Source organism: Mycolicibacterium stellerae, assembly GCF_003719305.1.
In the GTDB taxonomy this organism is placed as follows: domain Bacteria; phylum Actinomycetota; class Actinomycetes; order Mycobacteriales; family Mycobacteriaceae; genus Mycobacterium; species Mycobacterium stellerae.
On record NZ_RARC01000008.1, the window covers coordinates 1 to 19,361 of the forward strand.

The window sequence follows — 19,361 nt, forward strand, 5'->3', positions numbered from 1 at the left end:
TACACACCGCCGCAGACCTCAAACACATCCAGGACACCCTCAACAAAAGACCACGACCCACGCTCGACCTCGACACACCCGCCGACCGGCTCAACGCCCTACTCGCCCAAGCGGCCGCCTAACGCCGATGCACTAACCACTTGACTTTGAGGGCCCCAAATTCGCGGTGGCTTCACGTTCGGCGGCCCGCCCACGCCGACGGTCCTCCTAGCCGAAGTGCACGCCCTGGGCCAGCGGCAGCTCAGAGCTGTAGTTGACGGTGTTTGTCGCCCTGCGCATGTAGGTCTTCCACGCATCAGAACCGGACTCACGGCCGCCGCCGGTCTGCTTCTCGCCGCCGAACGCGCCACCGATCTCGGCGCCGGAGGTGCCGATGTTGACGTTGGCGATGCCGCAGTCGGAGCCGTCGGCGGACATGAAGCGCTCGGCCTCGCGCACATCGAGTGTGAAGATCGCCGACGAAAGACCCTGCGGCACGGCATTGTTCAACTCGATCGCCTCATCGAGCTCGTCGTAGGTGAGCACGTAGAGGATCGGCGCGAACGTCTCGGAGTGCATCAACTCGGTCTGTGCGGGCATCCGCACCACCGCGGGCCGCACATAATAGGAGCCCTCGCCGAGGTCGACATGTTCGCCGCCGAACACCTCACCGCCCTCTGCCCGCGCCCGCTCCAGCGCGCCGACCATGTCGCGGTAGGCCGTCTCGTGGATGAGCGGCCCGACGAGGGTGAGATCGGCCGCCGGATCGCCCACCGGCAGTTGCCGATACGCCGACACGATCCGCTCGACGAGGGAGTCGGCGATCGAGGAGTGCACGATCAACCGGCGCAGCGTCGTGCAGCGTTGGCCCGCGGTGCCCGCCGCGGAGAACACGATGCCGCGAACGGCCAGGTCCAGATCTGCCGACGGCGTGACGATCGCGGCGTTGTTGCCGCCGAGTTCCAACAGCACGCGGCCGAACCGCTGCGCCACCCGGGGACCGACCTGCTGACCCATCCGCACCGATCCGGTCGCGCTCACCAGCGCCACCCGCGGGTCGTCGACCAGGAGTTCGCCGACTGCGGCCCCGCCCATGATCAGCCGGGTCACCGCCCGCGGCGCGCCGACGTCGTCGGCGGCCCGCTCGGCCAGCGCCTGGCAGGCCAGCGCGGTCAGAGGTGTGAGCTCTGAGGGCTTCCACACCAGGGTGTCACCGCAGACCAGCGCGATCGCGGCGTTCCATGACCACACCGCAACCGGGAAGTTGAAGGCGGTGATGACGCCGACGACGCCGAGCGGATGCCACGTTTCCATCAGCCGGTGCCCGGGCCGCTCGGAGGCGATGGTCTTGCCGTACAGCTGTCGCGACAGCCCGACGGCGAACTCGCAGATGTCGATCATCTCCTGCACCTCGCCGAGGGCCTCGGAGGTGATCTTGCCGGCCTCGATGGTGACCAGTGCTGCGAGATCGTCCTTGTGCTCGACGAGCAGCTGGCCGAGCCTCGCCACCAGCGCGCCACGCACCGGGGCCGGCGTCGTGCGCCACGTCGTGAACGCCTGCGCGGCTTCGGCGATGGCGGCGTCTGCCTGCTCCGGTGTGGTCTCGGCGACGGTGAACAGCACGTCGCCGGTGATGGGCGTGCTGGCGTGCACCCCGTGGGCGCCCGGCTCACCCAGTTCGACGCGCGAACCGATCGCCCGCAGCGCGTCGCTGGCCTTCGCGCGAAGGGCTTCCGCTTCTGGAAGGCGGGTTAAAGCTTCTGATGTCTGAACACTGGTCAATGTGATGCGACTTTCTCGTAGAGCTCGTATGGGTCATGGATGTGATGGCCGATCTGTCCGGCCATCCAGCCGGCTGTGTAGTCCCAGTCTCGATCTTCCTCGCCGTCGGCAATCTGTGCGTCGGTATCGAGGTTTGACCGGAATATCCCGGCCGCCGATGCGGGCAGGAAATCCTCGTAGACAACGGGTTTCGACGGGTCGCCACCGTGGTAGTACGCGAGACCGGCCGACGCCATGTGCTCATGGGAGGCGGGGAAGTAGTCACCCCACACCCTGGCCGGATCCGCGGTGGCCATGGCCGCGTCGAAACGTCGGCGCCCCTTCGGCGTGAGGGCGACCCCGCGCGACTCGACCTCCCCGAACCGCACGCGCAGCGTGCCGTCAACAACCGATCCGTCGGAATCCAAGAAACGGCGCGGCTCGGCAAGCGCCCGAAACGACGTCTGCCGCAACAGCACGTCGGGGACCCCCCATCGCGGCGGGCCCTGAATCGCGTCGGTCATGGTGATGCCGCGGGCGGCCATCCGTCGGTACAGCGCGTCGATGTCGAGGACACGCGGGGTGAGGTGGTTGATGTGTGTTGTCGTGACGCCCGCGATGTCGGCGGCGACGGCGGACACGGCGGTCAGCTCGTCATACCAGCCGCGGTCGATCGGTGCACGCGACAGCGCGAAGGCGGCAACCGCTTCGGCGACGAATGTGTCGGCGCGATCGGGCTCCGCGCCACCCGCTTCGGCGATGCGCCTGGCCTCGGTGATCAACGCGGGGCTAAACAGCCGGCGCTCGGCCAGGAACCGCTCGACGCGGCGGCGCAGTGCAGGGGAGAAGAACCGCGTGTCGGCGGTCGCCAGCATCGACGTGAATACCCGGAACGGGTTGTGCTCCAACTGGTCCGCGTCGATCGGGCGGAACGCGGTGGACACCACGGGGACCGGCGGCGTGGCTTCGCGCAGATCGTAGAACCCGACCGGATACATGCCGAACGCCGCGAACAGGTCGGCGACATCGGCGAGCTCGCGCGGACTGCCGACGCGGATCGCGCCGTGACGTTCGGCGGTCACCCGCTGCGAGCCACCGAGTTCGCGATTCACCTCCGCGCTGACGTCGAGGAGTGTGGTGTACGCGGGCACCTCCGCGCCGTACATGCGAGAAAGCGCGGCGGCGAATTTCGCGCGCAGCTGCCAGGTTTCGACTGCTCGGGTCATTGCGACCACCGGAAGGGATACAGTGCGGCCATGAGCGAACCGCTCGACGAGATCGATCGGATACTGGTCCGTGAACTCGTCGCGGACGGTCGCGCCACGTTGGCGCAGCTTGCGGCGACCGCTGGATTGTCGGTGTCCGCCGTCCAGTCCCGGGTGCGACGACTCGAGTCGCGGGGCGTAGTGACGGGGTACTCGGCCCGGATCAACCCCGAGGCCGTCGGACACATGCTGTCGGCGTTTGTGGCCATCTCTCCTATCGATCCTTCTCAACCCGATGATGCGCCCGCCCGTCTCGAGCACATCGAGGCCATCGAGTCGTGTCACTCGGTGGCGGGCGAGGAAAGCTATGTCCTCTTGGTGCGTGTCGAGTCGGCGCGGGCACTTGAAGATCTGTTGCAGCAGATCCGGACGGCGGCCAATGTGCGCACTCGAAGCACGATCATCCTACAGACTTTTTACGCTGGACGCGACCACATCCCGTAATAGTTCCGGTCAGATGGTAGTTGGACCGTAAAAAAGTTGGTAGGATCGCTTTTATGACCGCCGTGATGACCCCTGCCCAAAAGACAGCCGCCGTCCCCGCGATCGGCCCAGCCGACGTGCGCGAGGTGCTTGGCCGCAGCATCCTCGCCGACGGTCTGGACTTCGTCCTCGATATCGAGCGCTCGACCGGCTCGATCCTGGTCGACGCCCGCACCGGCGAGCGCTACCTCGACATGTTCACCTTCTTCGCGTCGTCGGCGCTGGGCATGAACCATCCGGCGCTGGCCGACGATGAGGCGTTTCGCGCCGAGCTGGCGGCGGCCGCGGTGAACAAGCCGAGCAACTCCGACGTGTACAGCGTGCCGATGGCACGCTTCGTCGACACCTTCGCTCGTGTGCTCGGCGACCCCGCGCTGCCGCACCTGTTCTTCGTCGATGGCGGCGCACTGGCCGTGGAGAACGCGCTGAAGGTGGCGTTCGACTGGAAGAGCAGGCTCAACGAGGCGCGCGGCATCGACCCCGAACTCGGCACCAAGGTGCTTCATCTGCGCGGCGCCTTCCACGGCCGCAGCGGATACACGCTGTCGCTGACGAACACCGACCCGAACAAGGTCGCGCGGTTCCCGAAGTTCGATTGGCCGCGCATCGACGCCCCGTTCGTCCGGCCCGACTTAGACATGGACGCGGTCGAGGCCGAGTCGCTGCGGCAGGCGCGGGCGACTTTCGAAGCCAACCCCCATGACATCGCCTGCTTCATCGCCGAGCCGATCCAGGGTGAGGGCGGTGACCGGCATTTCCGCCCGCAGTTCTTCGCGGCGATGCGCGAACTGTGCGACGAGTTCGACGCGCTGCTGATCTTCGACGAGGTCCAGACCGGCTGCGGATTGACCGGAACCGCCTGGGTTTACCAGCAATTGGGTGTGATGCCGGATGTGGTCGCGTTCGGTAAAAAGACCCAGGTGTGCGGCCTGATGGCGGGCGGTCGCGTCGACGAGGTCGCCGACAACGTGTTCGCTGTCAGTTCGCGAATCAACTCGACGTGGGGCGGCAACCTGGTGGACATGGTTCGCTCGCGCCGCATCCTCGAGGTCATCGAGTCCGACGGGTTGATGGCGCATGCCGACGAGGCGGGCCGTTATCTGCACGCAAGGCTGTTGGAGTTGGCGGCCGACTTCCCCGAGCTGGTGCACGATGTCCGCGGCCGAGGCCTGATGCGGGCATTCAGCCTGCCGTCTGCGCAGCAGCGCGACGAGCTGATCGGCAAGCTGTGGGATCGCAATGTCGTGATGCTCGCCAGCGGCCCCGACAGCGTCCGGTTCCGGCCTGCGCTGACGGTGTCCTACCGCGAGATCGACGAGGCCGTCGCCGCCGTACGGGACGCGCTCAGCTAGGCGCGGCGGGCGTCGAAGGCTCGGTGAGCCTGCGGACGATCGACCGCAGCCTGGGCAGCTCCGATCCGCCGACGAGCTCGCACCCGTGCAGCTCCGCGAGTTTGACTGCGGCAGGCGTGAATTCGTGGTTGGTGACAACCATGGTCTTCGTGCAGCCATGCATGGGCGCACCCGCGACGACCTCTTGGACTGCGCCGGCCCCGACCGGCCGTGACTGTCGCTTGCACTGCACCGCAACACGATCGGGCCGATTTCCGACGATGAGGTCGACGCCCCAGTCGCCGGTCACCGCGGTCATCATCACCGGGACGCCGCAGCCTCGGGCGATCCGCGCGACATGGTCTTCGAACTCCATGCCCGTCATCGCCGACCCCGCGGCCGCCTCTCGCGGACCGGGGGTGAAGGCGCCCTTGACGGTGGCCAGCAGGAACCGTGGGGTGGCGGCGAGCAGTACCGGTGCGACGAGCCCGATGACGACACTGCCGGGGATGCTCACGCCGAGTAGGTAAGCGGCCGCACCCGCTGCGGCCCCGACGGCCACATACGCCTTCGTTCTGGTGCGCACCACGAGGCGAATGGTAGGTCCGCGGGCCGACAAGCAGCGGTTGTGGATGACCGGTTGGCGCGTCGTCGTCGGAAACCAGGTTTAACCGCGATTAGCCAGGGGAATCAATGATCCGTGTACAGCGCCACCGATGACCTGCGTCGCAGCGGCCCGGATGCCCGCGAGGGTGTTCGCGATGCCGTCCGGTTCAGCGTCGGCGTCGCGGTTGCCGCAGCCGTGTTCCTGGCAGTCGCCGCGGTATGGGCCGGTACCTGTGGTGGATCGACCTTCGACGCGGTTGCCTGTGGTGCCCCGCAACTCACCCTTTTCGCCATCGGTGCCCCGCTCATCCTGCTCGGCGGCGGACTGTGGGCGTTCCTGCGCACCTTTCAGGCCCGACGGCAGGACGCCGTCGCGTGGCCGTGGCATGCGGCGGGCTGGGTTCTGATGGCCGTGATGCTGTTGGTCTTCGCCACCAGCGTGCCGTCCATCGCCATGCCTTATTGGTGATGTCGGATTTGGTGTCATTGGGGCCAGGTAGTCCTACCGTGGATATATCCCTGCAAACGGGCAGAGATATGGCGGAAGGAGAAGCCATGAAAAGCCCTAAAGATCCCGTCGACCATTCCAGGACGACCCGGCCGCACGCAGGCGAATCGATGACGGATACCAAGAACATGCCGGGGTTGATCGTCATCGGCGTCGCCTTGGTGTGCTTCGTCGGCGCCTTGGCGGCCTTCGCGACAAGTCACCACGACACCGGCCTTGCGTTCGCATCGATGGCCGCGGCAGGCCTTGTCATCGGCATGCTGTGGTTGGTCGTCGAGCACCGTCGGGTCCGCGGCATCGAAGAGCGTTGGTACGCAGAACATCCCGACGTCCACCGGCAGCGACCCAGCAGCTAGTCGACAGGAGACAACAGAAATCCCAGCCGGTTTTCCGACTGGGACTTCTGTGCGAGCGCTAGCTCTTACTGATTGGCCTCTTGGCGCTTCTGGGCTGCCTTCGCGCTACCGCGGGCTGCCTCGGCTTCGGCTTCCTTCTTGGCGACATCCTGCTGGGCGTCGGCCTTGTCCTGCTGGGCCTTGCCCTCATTGATCATGTCGTCACGGCCGGTCACGGTTCCCACCGCTTCCTTGGCCTTACCCTTGACGTCTTCGACGGCGCCCTTGACAGCTTCCTGCGGACCACTGTTCTTCTCAGTCATAATTCACCTTTCCGCTAAACGGATCTGCTTGGGGTTTTGCCCTCTTATGGGCTCACACAGGGATCTTTCCCGCGTACTAAGTGGGTGCCCGATCGGCCGAAAAGCTAAACAGTGACCAGCGTCGCCCTACTTGCCTCGCGCGACTTTCCGGATCAGGCGTGCGGTGCTTTCCTCTAGGATCGCCTGCCGCTCACCGGGCGTCGTTGCGCGGTCGGCCCGGCGCGCGCCGGCCGCGATCGTCATTTCCTTCTCGTACCCTTCGACAACCCGCGGATCGACGTAGGAACTTCTGGCCACCGCAGGAGTGTTGCCGAGTTCGTCGGCGACCTCCTTCATCACCGCGGACTCGACGCGCTTGATCACCGTCTTGTTCACCGGCGGATCGGTGTCGACGAACGCCGCGGCCGCCAGCACGGTGCCGTGCCAGGTGCGCAGATCCTTGACCGTGAACTCGTCGCCGACGAGTTCCTTGAACCGCGAGTTGAGATCGTCGGCGCGGACGTCGATCCAGCCCGAGGTGTCCTGGCAGACCAGCAGACGTTCGGTGCGCTCTGGGCGGCGAAGTAGCGCCCGAACCGACCGCACCACCTCGGCGTCGTCGATGACGAGGGTTCGGCGGACGCCGCTTTTGGCGGGGAAGTCGAATTCGACGGCCCCGCGCTGCAGCCCTACGTGCTCACACAGCAGGGTGGCGATCCCGTACGAATTGTTCTCCTCGGCGTACTGCTCACCGCCCGCCCGGAAATACCCGAGGTCGAGAAGTTGCAGCGCCAGGGCGAGCACTCGGTCGCGTTGCAGGCCGCGCTTACGGAGGTCCGCGTTGATCTGCCGACGCATGTCGGGCAGCGCTTTGGACATCTCCAGCACCCGGTCGAACTTCTCCTCGGCCCGGTCTTCCTGCCACTGCTCGTGGTAGAGGTACTGGCGACGACCGGCCACGTCGGTGCCGACGGCTTGTATGTGGCCGTGCGCGTGCGGGCTGATCCAGACGTTCTTCCAGGCAGGCGGGATGGCCAGGTCCCTGATCCGCGTCATGGTGGCTTCGTCGGTGAGCGCCTTACCCTCTTGATCGTGATAGGAGAATCCGCGGCCGCGCCGCACCCGGTGCAGACCGGGTCCGCTCACTACGCTGCGGCGCAACCGCATGGCAACCCGCCGTTACAAACGCACTCAGGCTGGGTATCAAACATCGATGTCATTGCATCATCGGCGCGAGGATGAGGAATACCACGGCGTAAACCATCGCCGCGGTCACGATCAGTGCGGCGAGCACGAGTCCCGCCGTCACCAAGATGCGCCGGGGCGTTCGCGACGACCGAATGTCGTTCATCCCGGGGTATTACCCAGCCGAGAGCCGGGTCACACGTTGCTGGTAGTCGGGTGCATCAGTGATTAGCTGGGACACCACTTGGAGTAGTGTCGGGTCGACATTGCCGGGAGGTCAGATGGCCGACGTCGAAAAGAACAACAACGGACACCAAAACGGTGACCGTTCAGTCGAGGTTCGCGTTTCAGCACAGCTGGAGAACCTCGCCGTCGTGCGCACCGTCGTCGCCGCCATCGGCACCTTCGAAGATCTCGACTTCGATGCGGTGTCCGACCTGAGGCTGGCCGTCGACGAGGCGTGTACGCGGCTGATCCGTTCGGCGGTGCCGCATTCCACTCTGGTGGTGGTCGTCAATCCTCGCGAGACCGAGGTGGTGGTCGAGGCGTCCACCACGTGCAAGACCCAGGACATTCTGACGCCCGGCAGCTTCAGCTGGCACGTGCTGAGTTCGCTCACCGATGAGGTGAAGACGTTCCAGGACGGCCAGGGTGCCGAAGAGGGTCAGGTGTTCGGAATTTCCATGACGACGAGGCGAGCGAGTTCGCTCAGGTGAGTCGGCAGTCCTCCCAGGGTTCGTCATCACGGCAGAACTCTGAATACGCGGATGTCGCAGACATGTTCCGCGAGTTGCAGGGGCTGACGGAGGATTCGGCGAAGTTCAGCCGCCAACGGGACCGCATCGTGGAGCGATGCCTGCCGCTGGCCGACCACATCGCGCGCCGTTTCGACGGCCGCGGCGAGCCGCGCGACGACCTCGTTCAGGTCGCCAGGGTTGGTTTGGTCAACGCCGTGATCCGGTTCAACGTCGATGCGGGCTCGGACTTCGTTTCGTTCGCGGTGCCGACGATCATGGGTGAGGTCCGCAGGCACTTCCGCGACAACAGCTGGTCGGTGAAGGTGCCGCGCAGGCTCAAGGAACTCCACCTGCGGCTCGGCGCGGCGACGGCCGACCTTTCGCAGCGACTAGGCCGTGCGCCGACGCCATCGGAACTCGCCGCCGAACTGGACATGGACCGCGACGAGGTCGTCGAAGGGCTGGTCGCGGGCAGCTCCTACAACACGCTGTCGATCGACAGCGGTGGCGGAAGCGGCAACGAGGACGCGCCTGCAATCGCCGACACGCTTGGCGACGTCGATCTCAGCCTGGATCAAATCGAGAACCGAGAAGCGTTGCGGCCCTTGCTGGAAGCGCTGCCGGAGCGCGAGCGAACTGTGCTGGTACTCAGGTTCTTCGAGTCGCTCACCCAGACTCAGATCGCCGAGCGCGTCGGCATCTCACAGATGCATGTGTCGCGGCTACTGGCGAAATCCCTGACCAGGCTCCGAGACCAGCTGCAGTAGCCGACGCTGCTCGGCGCATAGTCGCGCCAGCCCGGCGGGCATGGTGGCCGCGATGGGCAGGGTGGAATCGGGGTCGCAGATCCTCATCAATCGGCTGACCGCATTGCTGGGCACCAGAACCCACTCGACACCCGCACCCGCGCAACGCACGTTCAGCGTGTGCAACGCGGAGAAGCCGGCGGTGCCGAAGAAGTCGACGCCGGTCAGGTCGAGGGCAAGGCGATGCGTTCGCTGGGCACCGCGCAGCGCGTAGTCGACGAATTCCTGAGCGTTGGACGCGTCAAGATCACCCTGGGCGGTGATGACCGCGACCGACGGCTCGAGCCACCGTGTGGTGAACGTGGCGGTGCTGCTCTGCGTGCGGTCGATGGGACGAGAGGTAGTTATGGCAGTAGACATTTTCCTGTGACTCCATCAGTCGAAATTTCGGACTGTGGTTCGCGTCAAAAGTTCAAGGCCCTGGATCCTCAAAGCCCATCGGTGCAAGAGCAACATCGGTGCCTGCACGTCGATGACGTATCCCGTGGCTGTGAACTCAACCTGCTTTGACCCTACGCCCCATCGCGGCCGATGATCAATCTTGATTGATCTGATTTTGATAAAGCCTGGTCAGCACGGCGAGTCGGCTAGAGACTGGTGAGATGGCCGACCATGCCGCCGGAGTGGTCCTCGCAGCGGGGGCCGGCACTCGATACGGCATGCCCAAGGTGCTCGCCGATGACGGAAAGTGGTTGCGCTCAGCGGTTTTGGCACTACATGACGGCGGCTGCGACGACGTCGTTGTGGTCCTGGGTGCGGCGATCGTCGACGTACCTGCGCCTGCGCGTCCCGTGGTCGCGGGCGACTGGGCGGAGGGGATGAGCGCCTCGCTCCGGGCAGGCATAGCGGCACTGGAGCACGGGTCGGCCCGCCACGCCGTCCTGATGACCGTCGACACCCCCGACATCGGCGCCGCGGTCGTGGCGCGCGTGCTGCGCGCGGCGCGCGGGGCGCCCTCGGGAATCGCTCGGGCCGGGTACGGCCGGCGGCCAGGGCATCCGGTGGTCATCGGGCGTGCGCACTGGCCGGCGCTGGTCGCCACGTTGCACGGTGACGAGGGGGCGCGCTCGTTTCTTTCTTCGCGCAGCGATGTGGTGTGGGTGGACTGCGCCGACCTGGCGACTGGTGCCGATATCGACGTCAATCCCGGACCGTGATGCCAAGCGCCTGGCCCGCGAAACGGCGGATGGCCTGCTCGGCCGCCTGGATCGCATCGGCGTCATCACCGACGCAGGACATCGTGGCGGTGTCCGGGTCGAGTGTCACCTCGGCCACCACGTCGCCTGAGATCGGTTCACACACGTCCCAGTGGTAGCCGGTTTCGGACGGTACACCGCGCAGATACCAAGCGCCGGCATTGATTTCCACCGGTTCCACGAGGCTGATAGTAGACGTGTTGGTCAGGTGATCGTGAGATTGCTGATGGCGGGCACCGGGCTGTCGTCGCGTTCGCGATGTGCGCTGACCGAGATTCCGCCCGCCGTCTCATGCGGGCGATCGGTTTGCACCGGCACCGTCGCCACGATGTTGTCGTCGATGGTGACCACCACCTGATCCGGTGTCACCGAGATCACGGCGTGGTAGGTAGTCGCCGACGGCAACTCGCCGGACCCGACGTCAGTTGGCGAATAGTAGCCCTGGGTGACTTGGTATGCGGAACTGCTAACGCTGAGCTGGACCTCGTCGCGTGAATCACCCACCAGCACAGTGAGACCCGTCGTGGTGCCGTCTCCGGAGTATTCGAACGTGCCGATGTCGGCGGACACCGTGTAGTTGGTCCACATCGAGCTTCGGTAGCGCGCATATTGCAGCGACAAGTCCTGGCCCGGCCCCGGATCGAGCACCAGCCGGCCGTCGTCGATCGTGACTTCGGTGGCCTGCTGTTCCGAGGTCATCCACTGCTCTGTGTCCAGGAGTGGTTGTGCCGCAGCGGGTTCCAACGGACTGGCAGAGATCAGTCGGTCCGCCAGCGTGTCCGGCGTGACGTCGGCGGTGACGTCCATCCGCGCGATGTTGCCCTGGGCGCGTTGGTCGCTGGTGGTGACGCTGGTCGCGTCTGCCTGGTCGAGCATGCCGGCGTCGTAGAGCGAGGTGACGAGGTTCTTCAGTATCCCGGTTCCCGCGGGGTCGTCATCGTGAGCCGAGAAAGGGAAGGCGAACAGGGACGGCTCCGGAAGGCCGTGGACGAGAAATTGGTGTTTGCATTCGCTCAGGTCGCCGAGTACCCGCGCTTGGTACTCCTCTTGCGTCTCAACTCGGTGCTGGTCCGGCAGGTACTGCATGGTGGTCAGGAATGGTTCCATTCCGCCGCTGGCATCCGATGGGACCCGCACATGGCCTAGATGGGTGTGGGCCTCGAGGTCCCACCGGCCGCTGGCCGAAAGTTCGGCGAGTTCAGACCACGTCAGGTAGTAGGGGGCGTGGGTGCCGACGAAGCCGGTGATGATGAACGCCGCGGCGTGTTGGTTGTTGCGGGCAAGAATCGGGTCCGCGTACTTCCATACGCCGCGGGCGCCGTCGTCGAATGTGATCATCACGCTGTGCGGCGGTAGCGGTTCGCCGCGTACCCACGCGCGGATCTGGGCACTGGTCAGCGTGGTCCAACCCGCATCGTGGATGAGTTGCATTTGCGCGGCGAACGATTCCGGGCTGACGGTGTATTTGTCGCCGCGGTAGTCGATATCGTGATACGTCAGGATGATCGGCGCGGCCTGGCTGCCGGTGCTGGCTGCGGCAAGACGGGCTGTCAGGGCGGGATCGCCTGCGGGCGCCGTGATTTCGACCTGCTCGACGATGTTGTCGTGCACCGCGGCCAGGGTCGCGGCGTGTTGCCACTGCCACGTGCCGGGGAGCAGCAGGTATCCGACGACCACGGCGACGAACGGTAACCCCCGCAGGGCAGGATGCAGACGCGCAAAGCGGCGGGTTCCTTTTGACTTGCGACCAAGGCCTGAATGGCGACCGCGGCTCATCGCGTCCCCCATTTGGAGTCGCGGATCGTGGCCATCGCGTAGGGGAGTTGCAAGACCAGTACGACGGTGTAAAACATGGTGAAGAAAATTCCGAGATACCAATGCTTTTCGGGTTGGTTGAGTCGGTAGTACAGACCGTAGATGAGTGCCATCGCGGCCACGCCACCGAAGTACCAGTACGGCAACTCGCTGATGAAGTGCGGCTGGACCACCAGCGCGCGCAGTACGACCTGCGGGGCCATCAGCGGCAGAGCGAGGCTAAGGGTGAACATCAGCACCGCCACCGGGTTCTTCCGAATCATGGCCTTGGCCGCCCGCGGCGCTTCCCGCAGCCAGCTCTTCTTCCAGCGCAGCTGTTGACGCAGGAATTGCTTGAGTTGCTCCGGCACGTTGGTGTAGGCCTGCGCGTCTGGTGCATAGAGCACCCGCCAATGTGGCAGCAGGAAGTTCGTCAAGCTGCGGTCGTCGCCGAATGTGCTCGGCTGCCCGAGGAATCGCTGGTTGAGCCACGCGTCGAGGACGGGCGCCACCGCCGAGGTGCGATACCCGGAGAAACAGCCCGAGCAGCACGTGACCGCTCCAAACAACGCCTCAGCCGACTTGTAGATGCGGAACGCGATGTAGTACTGCATCGCCTGCATTCGCGTCAGGAGGTTGACGCTCTTGTTGGCGACGTCGGTGTGGCCGGCCACCGCGCCCACCGCCGGGTCGGCGAAGTAGCGGATGAGTCGCTTGACGGCGCTGAAGCTCACCTGCGAGTCGGAGTCGATGAACACCAGGATCTCAGCGTCGCCTGCGGCCGCGATACCCGTGGCCATGGCATGACGCTTGCCCCGGTTCACTTCGGCGGGGATCACCACCATTTCCGGGTGGGTGACTGCGACCTCCTCGATCCGCTCAAGGGTGTCGTCGGTGGATTTGTCGTCGACGACGACGACACGCAGGCGTTCGGCCGGATAGTCGACGTTCAGGCAGGCAAGCAGTGTGCGGGCGATGTCGGGTTCGTTGTAGGCGGGCACGATGATCGCCACTGTCGGGCAGTACGTCGCGCCGAAGCTTCCGCGGGGCACGCGGTACAGCCACGCCAGCCCGAACCGCGAGAAGATGAACGTCGTCACCACGATGCTGTACGCGGCCCAGACGGGATCCCGACGGAGGTTGCTCAGGCTGTCGACCTTTTGGATGCAGATGGTGATGACGATCGTGACGATCGCGATGAGAAGTATTGCGCGCAGGGTCTTCTCAGAGGTGACGCGCGGTGCGGGGGGCAGCGCGTGGCGCGGCGGTCCAGACCTTGGGCGCGCGACCGCGTGGTCCCTCTCGCGGGTGGGTGCAAGCAGTGTCATCGGCGGCGTTCAGAGGACATGGCGGTCGGCAAGGTGCGACATGCGATACGTGGTGTCGAGAACCGCAGCCGCATCGGCCAGCCATTCGTGCTGCTCTGCCGGATGGATGGTGTGCACGATGACCAGATCCCAAGCTTCGTCGGCGGGGTCGGCGTGATGTACCAGCTCATGCCCGTCCGGGGTGCGGATCAGCTGAATCTCGGCGTCGGTGTAGGAGACGCGCGCGCCTTCGCCGATCAGTCGGTCGATGATGACCAGAGCAGGTGATTCCCGGACGTCGGCGACACCGGGTTTGTATGCCACACCGACAACGAGTACGCGTGCATTCCGCAACGCGACGCCCCGATCGGCGAGAACTCGGCGGCCCTCGTCGACCACTTCCATCGGTCGGTGGGAGATCGCGGTCATCGCGGACTCCATCACCGGCAGCGAGGTCCGCCGGGCTCGAAGCTGCCACAGCAGGTAGTGCGGGTCGCAGGGGATGCAGTGGCCGCCGACTCCCGGACCCGGATAGAAGGGCATGTAGCCGTAGGGCTTGGTGGCTGCCGCCCCGATGACCTCCATGACGTCGAGGTTCAGTTCGTTTGCGGCAGCGGCGAATTCGTTGGCCAGCGCGATGTTGACGGCACGAAACGAGTTCTCCACGAGCTTGGTCATCTCGGCCGCCTCGGGCGATGAGACGATGTGCAGGACGCCTGCGGTGCGGCCAAGTGTCTCGGCGGCTTTCGCGCTGCATTGCGCCGTGACCCCGCCGACGACCCGCGGTGTCAGTTCGGGTCGGTGAGCGGCCACGCCTGGGTCGATGCGCTCCGGGCTGAAGGCCACGAACACGTCGCGGCCCACTTCGAAGCCACGGGCTTGCAGCGGGGTCACCAGCATGTCGCGGGTGCAACCCGGGTAGGTGGTGGATGTCAGCACGATCAGCTGACCTAATCTGGCCTGGCGGACCACGGTGTCGCAGGCGTCGCGCAATGCGGCCAGATCCGGCGTTGTGTGGTGGTCGACGGGAGTAGGGACGCAGATCAGGACGACGTCGGCCGCCGCCAGGCTCGTCGGCTCGGTCGTCAGCGTCATCAGGTTCTCGCGAAGCGCGTCGCGCAGCCGGCTGAGATCTCGCGGCAGAAGGTCGACTCGGCCCGACTCGATTGCGGCAAGGCGGGCTGCGCTGATATCGAAGCCGAGCAAGTCGACGTCGTCGCCAGCGAGCGACAGCGCTGTCGGAAGTCCTACATATCCGAGACCCACCACGGCGACGGTGGAGGTGGCTCGTGGTGATCTGTTCTGTCGGGCCGGGCGGCCAGTCTTCTTGGCCGCTGCCAGCTTCGTTTCAACCGGCATGAGCGGGGCTCCTCATCGACTCGCGCTCGCGGGACGGCCAGCGGGAGTGGGTAGTTCGTCTCGATAGTTTGCTAAATCTGCAGTTACGTGTACGAAAATAACAGACCTCGCGTTCGCCAACCCACAATTGTGATGTAGTTCACGCGGCTACTGAATGTTGCCAGTATTGCACTAGCGCGTAGAGTTCTTGTTAAAGAACCACGAAAACCACGATATTTAGCTCTACTGACTTATGCATTTAAGTTTTGCCAAAAATGCATCTTCGTGCCCATCTGAGATCTAGCACTCACGATGGTGCGCACCCAGTCGTCTGGCGGAGATCAGAGACATTAGTCGCTACAATCAATCCATCATCGGCAGTACGGTCCGGCTGGCCGCTCACACAGTGTTTGGAGGCGCGCACATGACTCTGGGGCGTGCTGCGTCCGTGCTGGCGGCCTTGGTGGCCGTCCAGGGTTGTTCAGTTGCGGTCGCGAGCCCCGCGCACATCGCGGAAACGTTCGCCGGTCCCGATGAGCTGATCGCGGCAGAGGGCACGCCGGGCAGTGATGATGCCAGCTGGGACGTCACCAGCGGGACGTTGTTCCGGGCGGGCGGCAACGGGTGGACGGGACACCCCGATGCCGGCGGCACCCCGGAATCCACCGGCTCGGCAGTCTTCCGCATGGTCTCGGAGGATCGCCGCTTCGCGGATCTGGACATGTCGGTCACGCTGCGCGTCGACGCGCTTGTCGAAACCTCGCGGACGCCGGCCCAGGACTACGACGGAGCGCACATCTGGGTGAGGTACCGATCGGACCGAGAGCTGTATGCGGTCAGCGTCGATCGCCGGGACGCGACGATGATCATCAAGAAGAAGTGCCCCGGTGGCGATTCGAACGGCGGCACCTACTACGACCTCAGCCCGTCGTTGCCCGACGTGCCGATTCCGCAGGGCCAGTGGCAGCACGTCGCTGTGTCGGTCCGGGACCTGCCGGATGGATCGGTACACATCACGGCCGCGCGCGACGGTGTACCCATCGAGGCGACCGACGACGGCATCGGTTGTCCGGCGCTGCGTGGTGGCGGGGGTGTGGGCATCCGCGGCGATAACGCAGAGCTTCGGTTCGCCAACATCATCGTCGACCAGGGCAGCTGAGGGCGCGGCCGGCGGAGTCCGCGTCGATAACAAGCGCAGGCATTGATTTACACCGGTTCGGCGGGGGTAATAGGAGGCATGAAGATCGCAGTGATCGGGGCCAGTGGCCTGATCGGAACCCAGCTCGTCGAACGGCTGACCGCCGAAGGCCACGAAGTCGTTGCCGCCTCCCGCAACACCGGCGTCGACGTTCTCACCGAGGAAGGTCTCGCCGACGCTCTCGATGGTGCCGATGTGCTGGTCGACGTGCTCAATTCGCCGTCGTTCGAGGACGACGCCGTGATGTCCTTCTTCACCACGTCGACGACCAACTTGGTGGCAGCGGCGAAGAAGGCCGGGGTCGGGCACTACGTCGCGCTGTCGATCGTCGGGCTCGACGGACTGCCCGACAGCGGATATCTGCGTGCCAAGGTCGCGCAGGAGAAAATCGTCGCCGGCTCGGGTCTGCCGTACACGCTCGTGCGGGCCACGCAGTTCGAGGAGTTCACCGACCAGATCACCGATTCGCTGGCCGTTGGCGACGAGGTGCGTGTTCCCGACGCGATGATCCAGCCGATCCCGGGTTGGAAGGTGGCGTCCGTCGTTTCGCGCGCTGCCGTCGCCGCCCCGCTCAGCGGCTACGTGAATATCGGTGGGCCACAGAAGATCTCGTTCGAACAGATGGCCCGCGACTCGCTGGCGCGCCGCGGCGGCACGAAGTCCGTCGTCGTCGACGAGAAGGCCAAGTACTTCGGCACCACGCTGGAGGAGCGCAGCCTGGTGACGCCGGACTGACGGTAAAGAATTGGCCCCGCCTCTGAGTGCTTTCGCCTTCAGAAGCGGGGCCAATCCACCCCCTGACCGGTTCGGCTTCTCCGTTGGGGAACGGATCCAGCCGGGTCCCGGTCCTTACTGCCCCCTCCCCACATCTGTTGATGTCGTCGGCACGACGATTGCCTCGCCGAGACACCAGCAAATACCAGGAGCTGCAAAATCTTCTCCTTCAGCAAGAAGACTTCCGCTCGTGGGCAAAGCATAAGCGATAAATGACGATGGTGCCACATAAAGGTCAATGTCTGACCAGAAACCATTTTGACCAGCTTGTACCCGACCGGAAGAGGTGCACGTCAATAATTTGCAAGAGATCCAACAGCTGTAGTATGGCAACTATTGCGGCGCCATTCCAGCGCGAGAGCATCGATAAATCTGGCTGCCATCGGCTACTGGAATCTAGACTCGGCTAATTTGCTGAAATGCAGAGGTCGGGATATAGGCACAGCATGAGCTGGGTTATGTACCTGACTAATGGGCTTGCTGCGTTCGAACGCCACGGGACGGCACAATGGGTGCACAATCAGCCCGGGGTCGCCGAGTTGTCGCGATACAGGCAACGAAATGGCAGGCGCACGCCGGTTTCCCGACCGTGCGCCTGCCAGGACCTACTTGATCTCGGCGAGCACCGTGCCCTGGGTGATCGCGGCACCCGCCTCGACCGCGAGGCCGGTGATGGTGCCGTCCTTGTGGGCGGTGACAGGGTTCTCCATCTTCATCGCCTCGAGCACGACCACCAGATCGCCCGCGGCGACCTCCTGGCCCTCCTCGACGGCGACCTTGACGACGGTGCCCTGCATCGGGGCGGTCACCGCATCGCCGGACGCGGCGGCACCCCCGTGCGCCCCGCGCTTGCGGGCCTTCGGCTTCTTGCGCACAACACCGGGCGCGGCAGCGCCGCCGCCGTTGCCGATGGCCAGATCGCCGGGCAGCGACACCTCCAGCCTGCGGCCGCCGACCTCGACGACGACCGTCTGCCGCGGAATGGTGTCGGACTCCTCGATCGGGTCACCGCCGGTGAACGGCTCCACGGTGTTGTCCCACTCGGTCTCGATCCAGCGGGTGTGCACGGTGAACCCGTTGTCGTCGCCGATGAACGCCGGGTCGGACACGACCGCACGGTGGAACGGAATGACGGTGGCCAGGCCCTCGACGGTGAATTCGTCGAGCGCCCTGCGGGACCGCTCCAGGGCCTCCTGCCGGGTGGCGCCGGTGACGATCAGCTTGGCCAGCATCGAGTCGAACTGGCCGCCGATCACCGAACCGGTTTCCACGCCGGAGTCCAGCCGCACACCGGGGCCGGTCGGCGGGTCGAACTTGGTGACCGGGCCGGGGGCGGGCAGGAAGCCGCGGCCCGCGTCTTCGCCGTTGATGCGGAACTCGATCGAGTGGCCGCGTGGCGTCGGGTCTTCGGTGATGTCGAGGGTCTCGCCGTTGGCGATGCGGAACTGCTGGCGGACCAGGTCGATGCCGGAGGTCTCCTCAGTGACCGGGTGTTCCACCTGAAGACGGGTGTTGACCTCGAGGAACGAGATCAGGCCGTCCTGGCCGACCAGGTATTCGACGGTGCCCGCGCCGTAGTAGTGGGCTTCCTTGCAGATGCGCTTGGCGGACTCGTGGATCTCCTTGCGCTGCGCGTCGGTCAGGAACGGCGCCGGCGCCTCCTCGACGAGCTTCTGGAAGCGGCGCTGCAGCGAGCAGTCACGGGTGCCTGCGACGACGACGTTGCCGTGCTGGTCGGCGATGACCTGGGCCTCGACGTGGCGCGGCTTGTCCAGGTAGCGCTCGACGAAGCACTCGCCGCGGCCGAACGCCGCGACGGCCTCGCGGGTGGCCGACTCGAACAGTTCGGGGATCTCCTCGATGGTGCGGGCCACCTTCATGCCGCGGCCGCCGCCGCCGAACGCCGCCTTGATGGCCACCGGCACGCCGTACTCCTCGGCGAACGCGACGACTTCGTCGGCGTCCTTGACGGGGTCCGGGGTGCCCGGCACCAACGGCGCCTGGGCGCGGGCCGCGATGTGGCGGGCGGTGACCTTGTCGCCGAGGTCGCGGATGGACTGCGGGCTCGGGCCGATCCAGATCAGCTCCGCGTCGATCACCGCCTGCGCGAAATCGGCGTTCTCCGAAAGGAATCCGTAGCCCGGGTGAATGGCGTTGGCGCCGGACTTCGACGCTGCGTCGAGCAGCTTGCCGAAGTCGAGGTAGGACTCCGCGGAGGTCTGGCCGCCGAGCGCGAAGGCTTCGTCGGCGAGCCGGACGTGTGGGGCGTCGGCGTCGGGCTCGGCGTACACGGCCACCGCAGGGATTCCGGCGTCCTTGGCCGCGCGGATCACCCGGACGGCGATCTCACCGCGATTGGCTACCAGCACCTTCTGGATGCGTGAGCTGGCGTGACTTGGCACTGCGCCTCCTGATCGGCAGATATCTAAGAATCGTCTTTAAGAATGTATCCCGCG

The 19,361-nt window shown here is 65.5% G+C and carries 21 protein-coding genes; 9 read left to right on the plus strand and 12 right to left on the minus strand.

Annotated elements, in window-relative coordinates; translation table 11 throughout:
• Positions 1-207 precede the first annotated feature (207 nt).
• Positions 208-1,761: an L-piperidine-6-carboxylate dehydrogenase gene (amaB, locus tag D6M19_RS12330; RefSeq protein ID WP_123025520.1), complete on the minus strand. Its 1,554-nt coding sequence runs from the start codon at positions 1,759-1,761 to the stop codon at positions 208-210.
• Positions 1,758-2,966 (minus strand): 2-oxoadipate dioxygenase/decarboxylase, encoded by a 1,209-nt coding sequence (gene hglS, locus D6M19_RS12335; protein ID WP_123025521.1) that lies wholly within the window; start codon positions 2,964-2,966, stop codon positions 1,758-1,760. Before hglS ends, amaB begins: the two co-directional genes overlap by 4 nt.
• Positions 2,967-2,996: 30 nt before the next feature.
• On the opposite strand from hglS, the gene D6M19_RS12340 reads away from it, so the two are divergent.
• Entirely contained in the window at positions 2,997-3,449 is a 453-nt protein-coding gene (locus D6M19_RS12340; RefSeq protein WP_123025522.1) for an Lrp/AsnC family transcriptional regulator, read from the plus strand.
• 53 nt (positions 3,450-3,502) lie between these two features.
• Positions 3,503-4,840: an L-lysine 6-transaminase gene (gene lat, locus D6M19_RS12345; RefSeq protein WP_123025523.1), complete on the plus strand. Its 1,338-nt coding sequence runs from the start codon at positions 3,503-3,505 to the stop codon at positions 4,838-4,840.
• On the opposite strand, the gene D6M19_RS12350 is transcribed toward lat, so the two are convergent.
• The gene (locus D6M19_RS12350; protein WP_123025524.1) at positions 4,833-5,408 is read right to left on the minus strand and encodes a restriction endonuclease; all 576 of its coding nucleotides are present in this window, start codon (positions 5,406-5,408) and stop codon (positions 4,833-4,835) included. The two genes, lat and D6M19_RS12350, sit on opposite strands and share 8 nt — an antisense overlap.
• Before the next feature lie 111 nt (positions 5,409-5,519).
• Between D6M19_RS12350 and D6M19_RS12355 the strand changes: the two genes are divergently transcribed.
• Both D6M19_RS12355 and usfY read left to right on the plus strand, forming a co-directional pair.
• Entirely contained in the window at positions 5,520-5,894 is a 375-nt protein-coding gene (locus tag D6M19_RS12355; RefSeq protein WP_123025525.1) for a hypothetical protein, read from the plus strand.
• A gap of 86 nt (positions 5,895-5,980) precedes the next feature.
• Positions 5,981-6,289, plus strand: a complete 309-nt coding sequence (gene usfY / locus D6M19_RS12360; RefSeq protein WP_123025526.1) for a protein UsfY — start codon at positions 5,981-5,983, stop codon at positions 6,287-6,289.
• A 65-nt stretch (positions 6,290-6,354) separates the two neighbouring features.
• Here usfY and mbp1 read toward each other — a convergent pair whose 3' ends face one another.
• The 3 genes from mbp1 to D6M19_RS35105 all read right to left on the minus strand — a co-directional run bounded on the left by mbp1 (position 6,355) and on the right by D6M19_RS35105 (position 7,921).
• The gene (gene mbp1 / locus D6M19_RS12365; RefSeq protein ID WP_123025527.1) at positions 6,355-6,591 is read right to left on the minus strand and encodes a microaggregate-binding protein 1; all 237 of its coding nucleotides are present in this window, start codon (positions 6,589-6,591) and stop codon (positions 6,355-6,357) included.
• A 126-nt stretch (positions 6,592-6,717) separates the two neighbouring features.
• On the minus strand, positions 6,718-7,737 hold the full coding sequence (locus D6M19_RS12370) for a DNA topoisomerase IB (RefSeq protein ID WP_123025528.1): 1,020 nt from the start codon (positions 7,735-7,737) through the stop codon (positions 6,718-6,720).
• Positions 7,738-7,786: 49 nt separating this feature from the next.
• The gene (locus D6M19_RS35105; protein ID WP_268812308.1) at positions 7,787-7,921 is read right to left on the minus strand and encodes a hypothetical protein; all 135 of its coding nucleotides are present in this window, start codon (positions 7,919-7,921) and stop codon (positions 7,787-7,789) included.
• A gap of 115 nt (positions 7,922-8,036) precedes the next feature.
• Between D6M19_RS35105 and D6M19_RS12375 the strand changes: the two genes are divergently transcribed.
• The gene (locus D6M19_RS12375) at positions 8,037-8,471 is read left to right on the plus strand and encodes an ATP-binding protein (protein WP_123025529.1); all 435 of its coding nucleotides are present in this window, start codon (positions 8,037-8,039) and stop codon (positions 8,469-8,471) included.
• Positions 8,468-9,259: an RNA polymerase sigma factor SigF gene (locus D6M19_RS12380; RefSeq protein WP_123025530.1), complete on the plus strand. Its 792-nt coding sequence runs from the start codon at positions 8,468-8,470 to the stop codon at positions 9,257-9,259. Before D6M19_RS12375 ends, D6M19_RS12380 begins: the two co-directional genes overlap by 4 nt.
• Here D6M19_RS12380 and D6M19_RS12385 read toward each other — a convergent pair.
• The gene (locus tag D6M19_RS12385) at positions 9,215-9,658 is read right to left on the minus strand and encodes an STAS domain-containing protein (protein ID WP_123025531.1); all 444 of its coding nucleotides are present in this window, start codon (positions 9,656-9,658) and stop codon (positions 9,215-9,217) included. The two genes, D6M19_RS12380 and D6M19_RS12385, sit on opposite strands and share 45 nt — an antisense overlap.
• Positions 9,659-9,900: 242 nt before the next feature.
• Between D6M19_RS12385 and D6M19_RS12390 the strand changes: the two genes are divergently transcribed.
• A complete protein-coding gene (locus D6M19_RS12390; protein WP_123025532.1) occupies positions 9,901-10,455 on the plus strand; it encodes a nucleotidyltransferase family protein in 555 nt (184 codons plus the stop codon).
• Here D6M19_RS12390 and D6M19_RS12395 read toward each other — a convergent pair.
• From D6M19_RS12395 to D6M19_RS12410, 4 genes are all read right to left on the minus strand, one after another.
• Complete coding sequence (locus D6M19_RS12395) at positions 10,439-10,675, minus strand: hypothetical protein (protein ID WP_123025533.1); 237 nt, start codon at positions 10,673-10,675, stop codon at positions 10,439-10,441. The two genes, D6M19_RS12390 and D6M19_RS12395, sit on opposite strands and share 17 nt — an antisense overlap.
• A 23-nt stretch (positions 10,676-10,698) precedes the next feature.
• Complete coding sequence (locus tag D6M19_RS12400; RefSeq protein ID WP_164478456.1) at positions 10,699-12,171, minus strand: polysaccharide deacetylase family protein; 1,473 nt, start codon at positions 12,169-12,171, stop codon at positions 10,699-10,701.
• Between the two features lie 95 nt (positions 12,172-12,266).
• Positions 12,267-13,616 carry a glycosyltransferase family 2 protein gene (locus tag D6M19_RS12405; protein WP_123025535.1) on the minus strand — a complete coding sequence of 450 codons (1,350 nt, stop codon included), beginning with the start codon at positions 13,614-13,616 and terminating at the stop codon, positions 12,267-12,269.
• A 9-nt stretch (positions 13,617-13,625) separates the two neighbouring features.
• Positions 13,626-14,954 carry a nucleotide sugar dehydrogenase gene (locus D6M19_RS12410; RefSeq protein WP_123025536.1) on the minus strand — a complete coding sequence of 443 codons (1,329 nt, stop codon included), beginning with the start codon at positions 14,952-14,954 and terminating at the stop codon, positions 13,626-13,628.
• Positions 14,955-15,357: 403 nt separating this feature from the next.
• Here D6M19_RS12410 and D6M19_RS12415 point away from each other — a divergent pair, with 403 nt between their 5' ends.
• On the plus strand, positions 15,358-16,092 hold the full coding sequence (locus tag D6M19_RS12415; protein WP_123025537.1) for a hypothetical protein: 735 nt from the start codon (positions 15,358-15,360) through the stop codon (positions 16,090-16,092).
• A 78-nt stretch (positions 16,093-16,170) separates the two neighbouring features.
• A complete protein-coding gene (locus D6M19_RS12420) occupies positions 16,171-16,866 on the plus strand; it encodes an SDR family oxidoreductase (protein ID WP_123025538.1) in 696 nt (231 codons plus the stop codon).
• A gap of 644 nt (positions 16,867-17,510) precedes the next feature.
• Here D6M19_RS12420 and D6M19_RS12425 read toward each other — a convergent pair.
• Complete coding sequence (locus tag D6M19_RS12425) at positions 17,511-19,307, minus strand: acetyl-CoA carboxylase biotin carboxylase subunit (protein WP_123025539.1); 1,797 nt, start codon at positions 19,305-19,307, stop codon at positions 17,511-17,513.
• Positions 19,308-19,361: the final 54 nt, after the last annotated feature.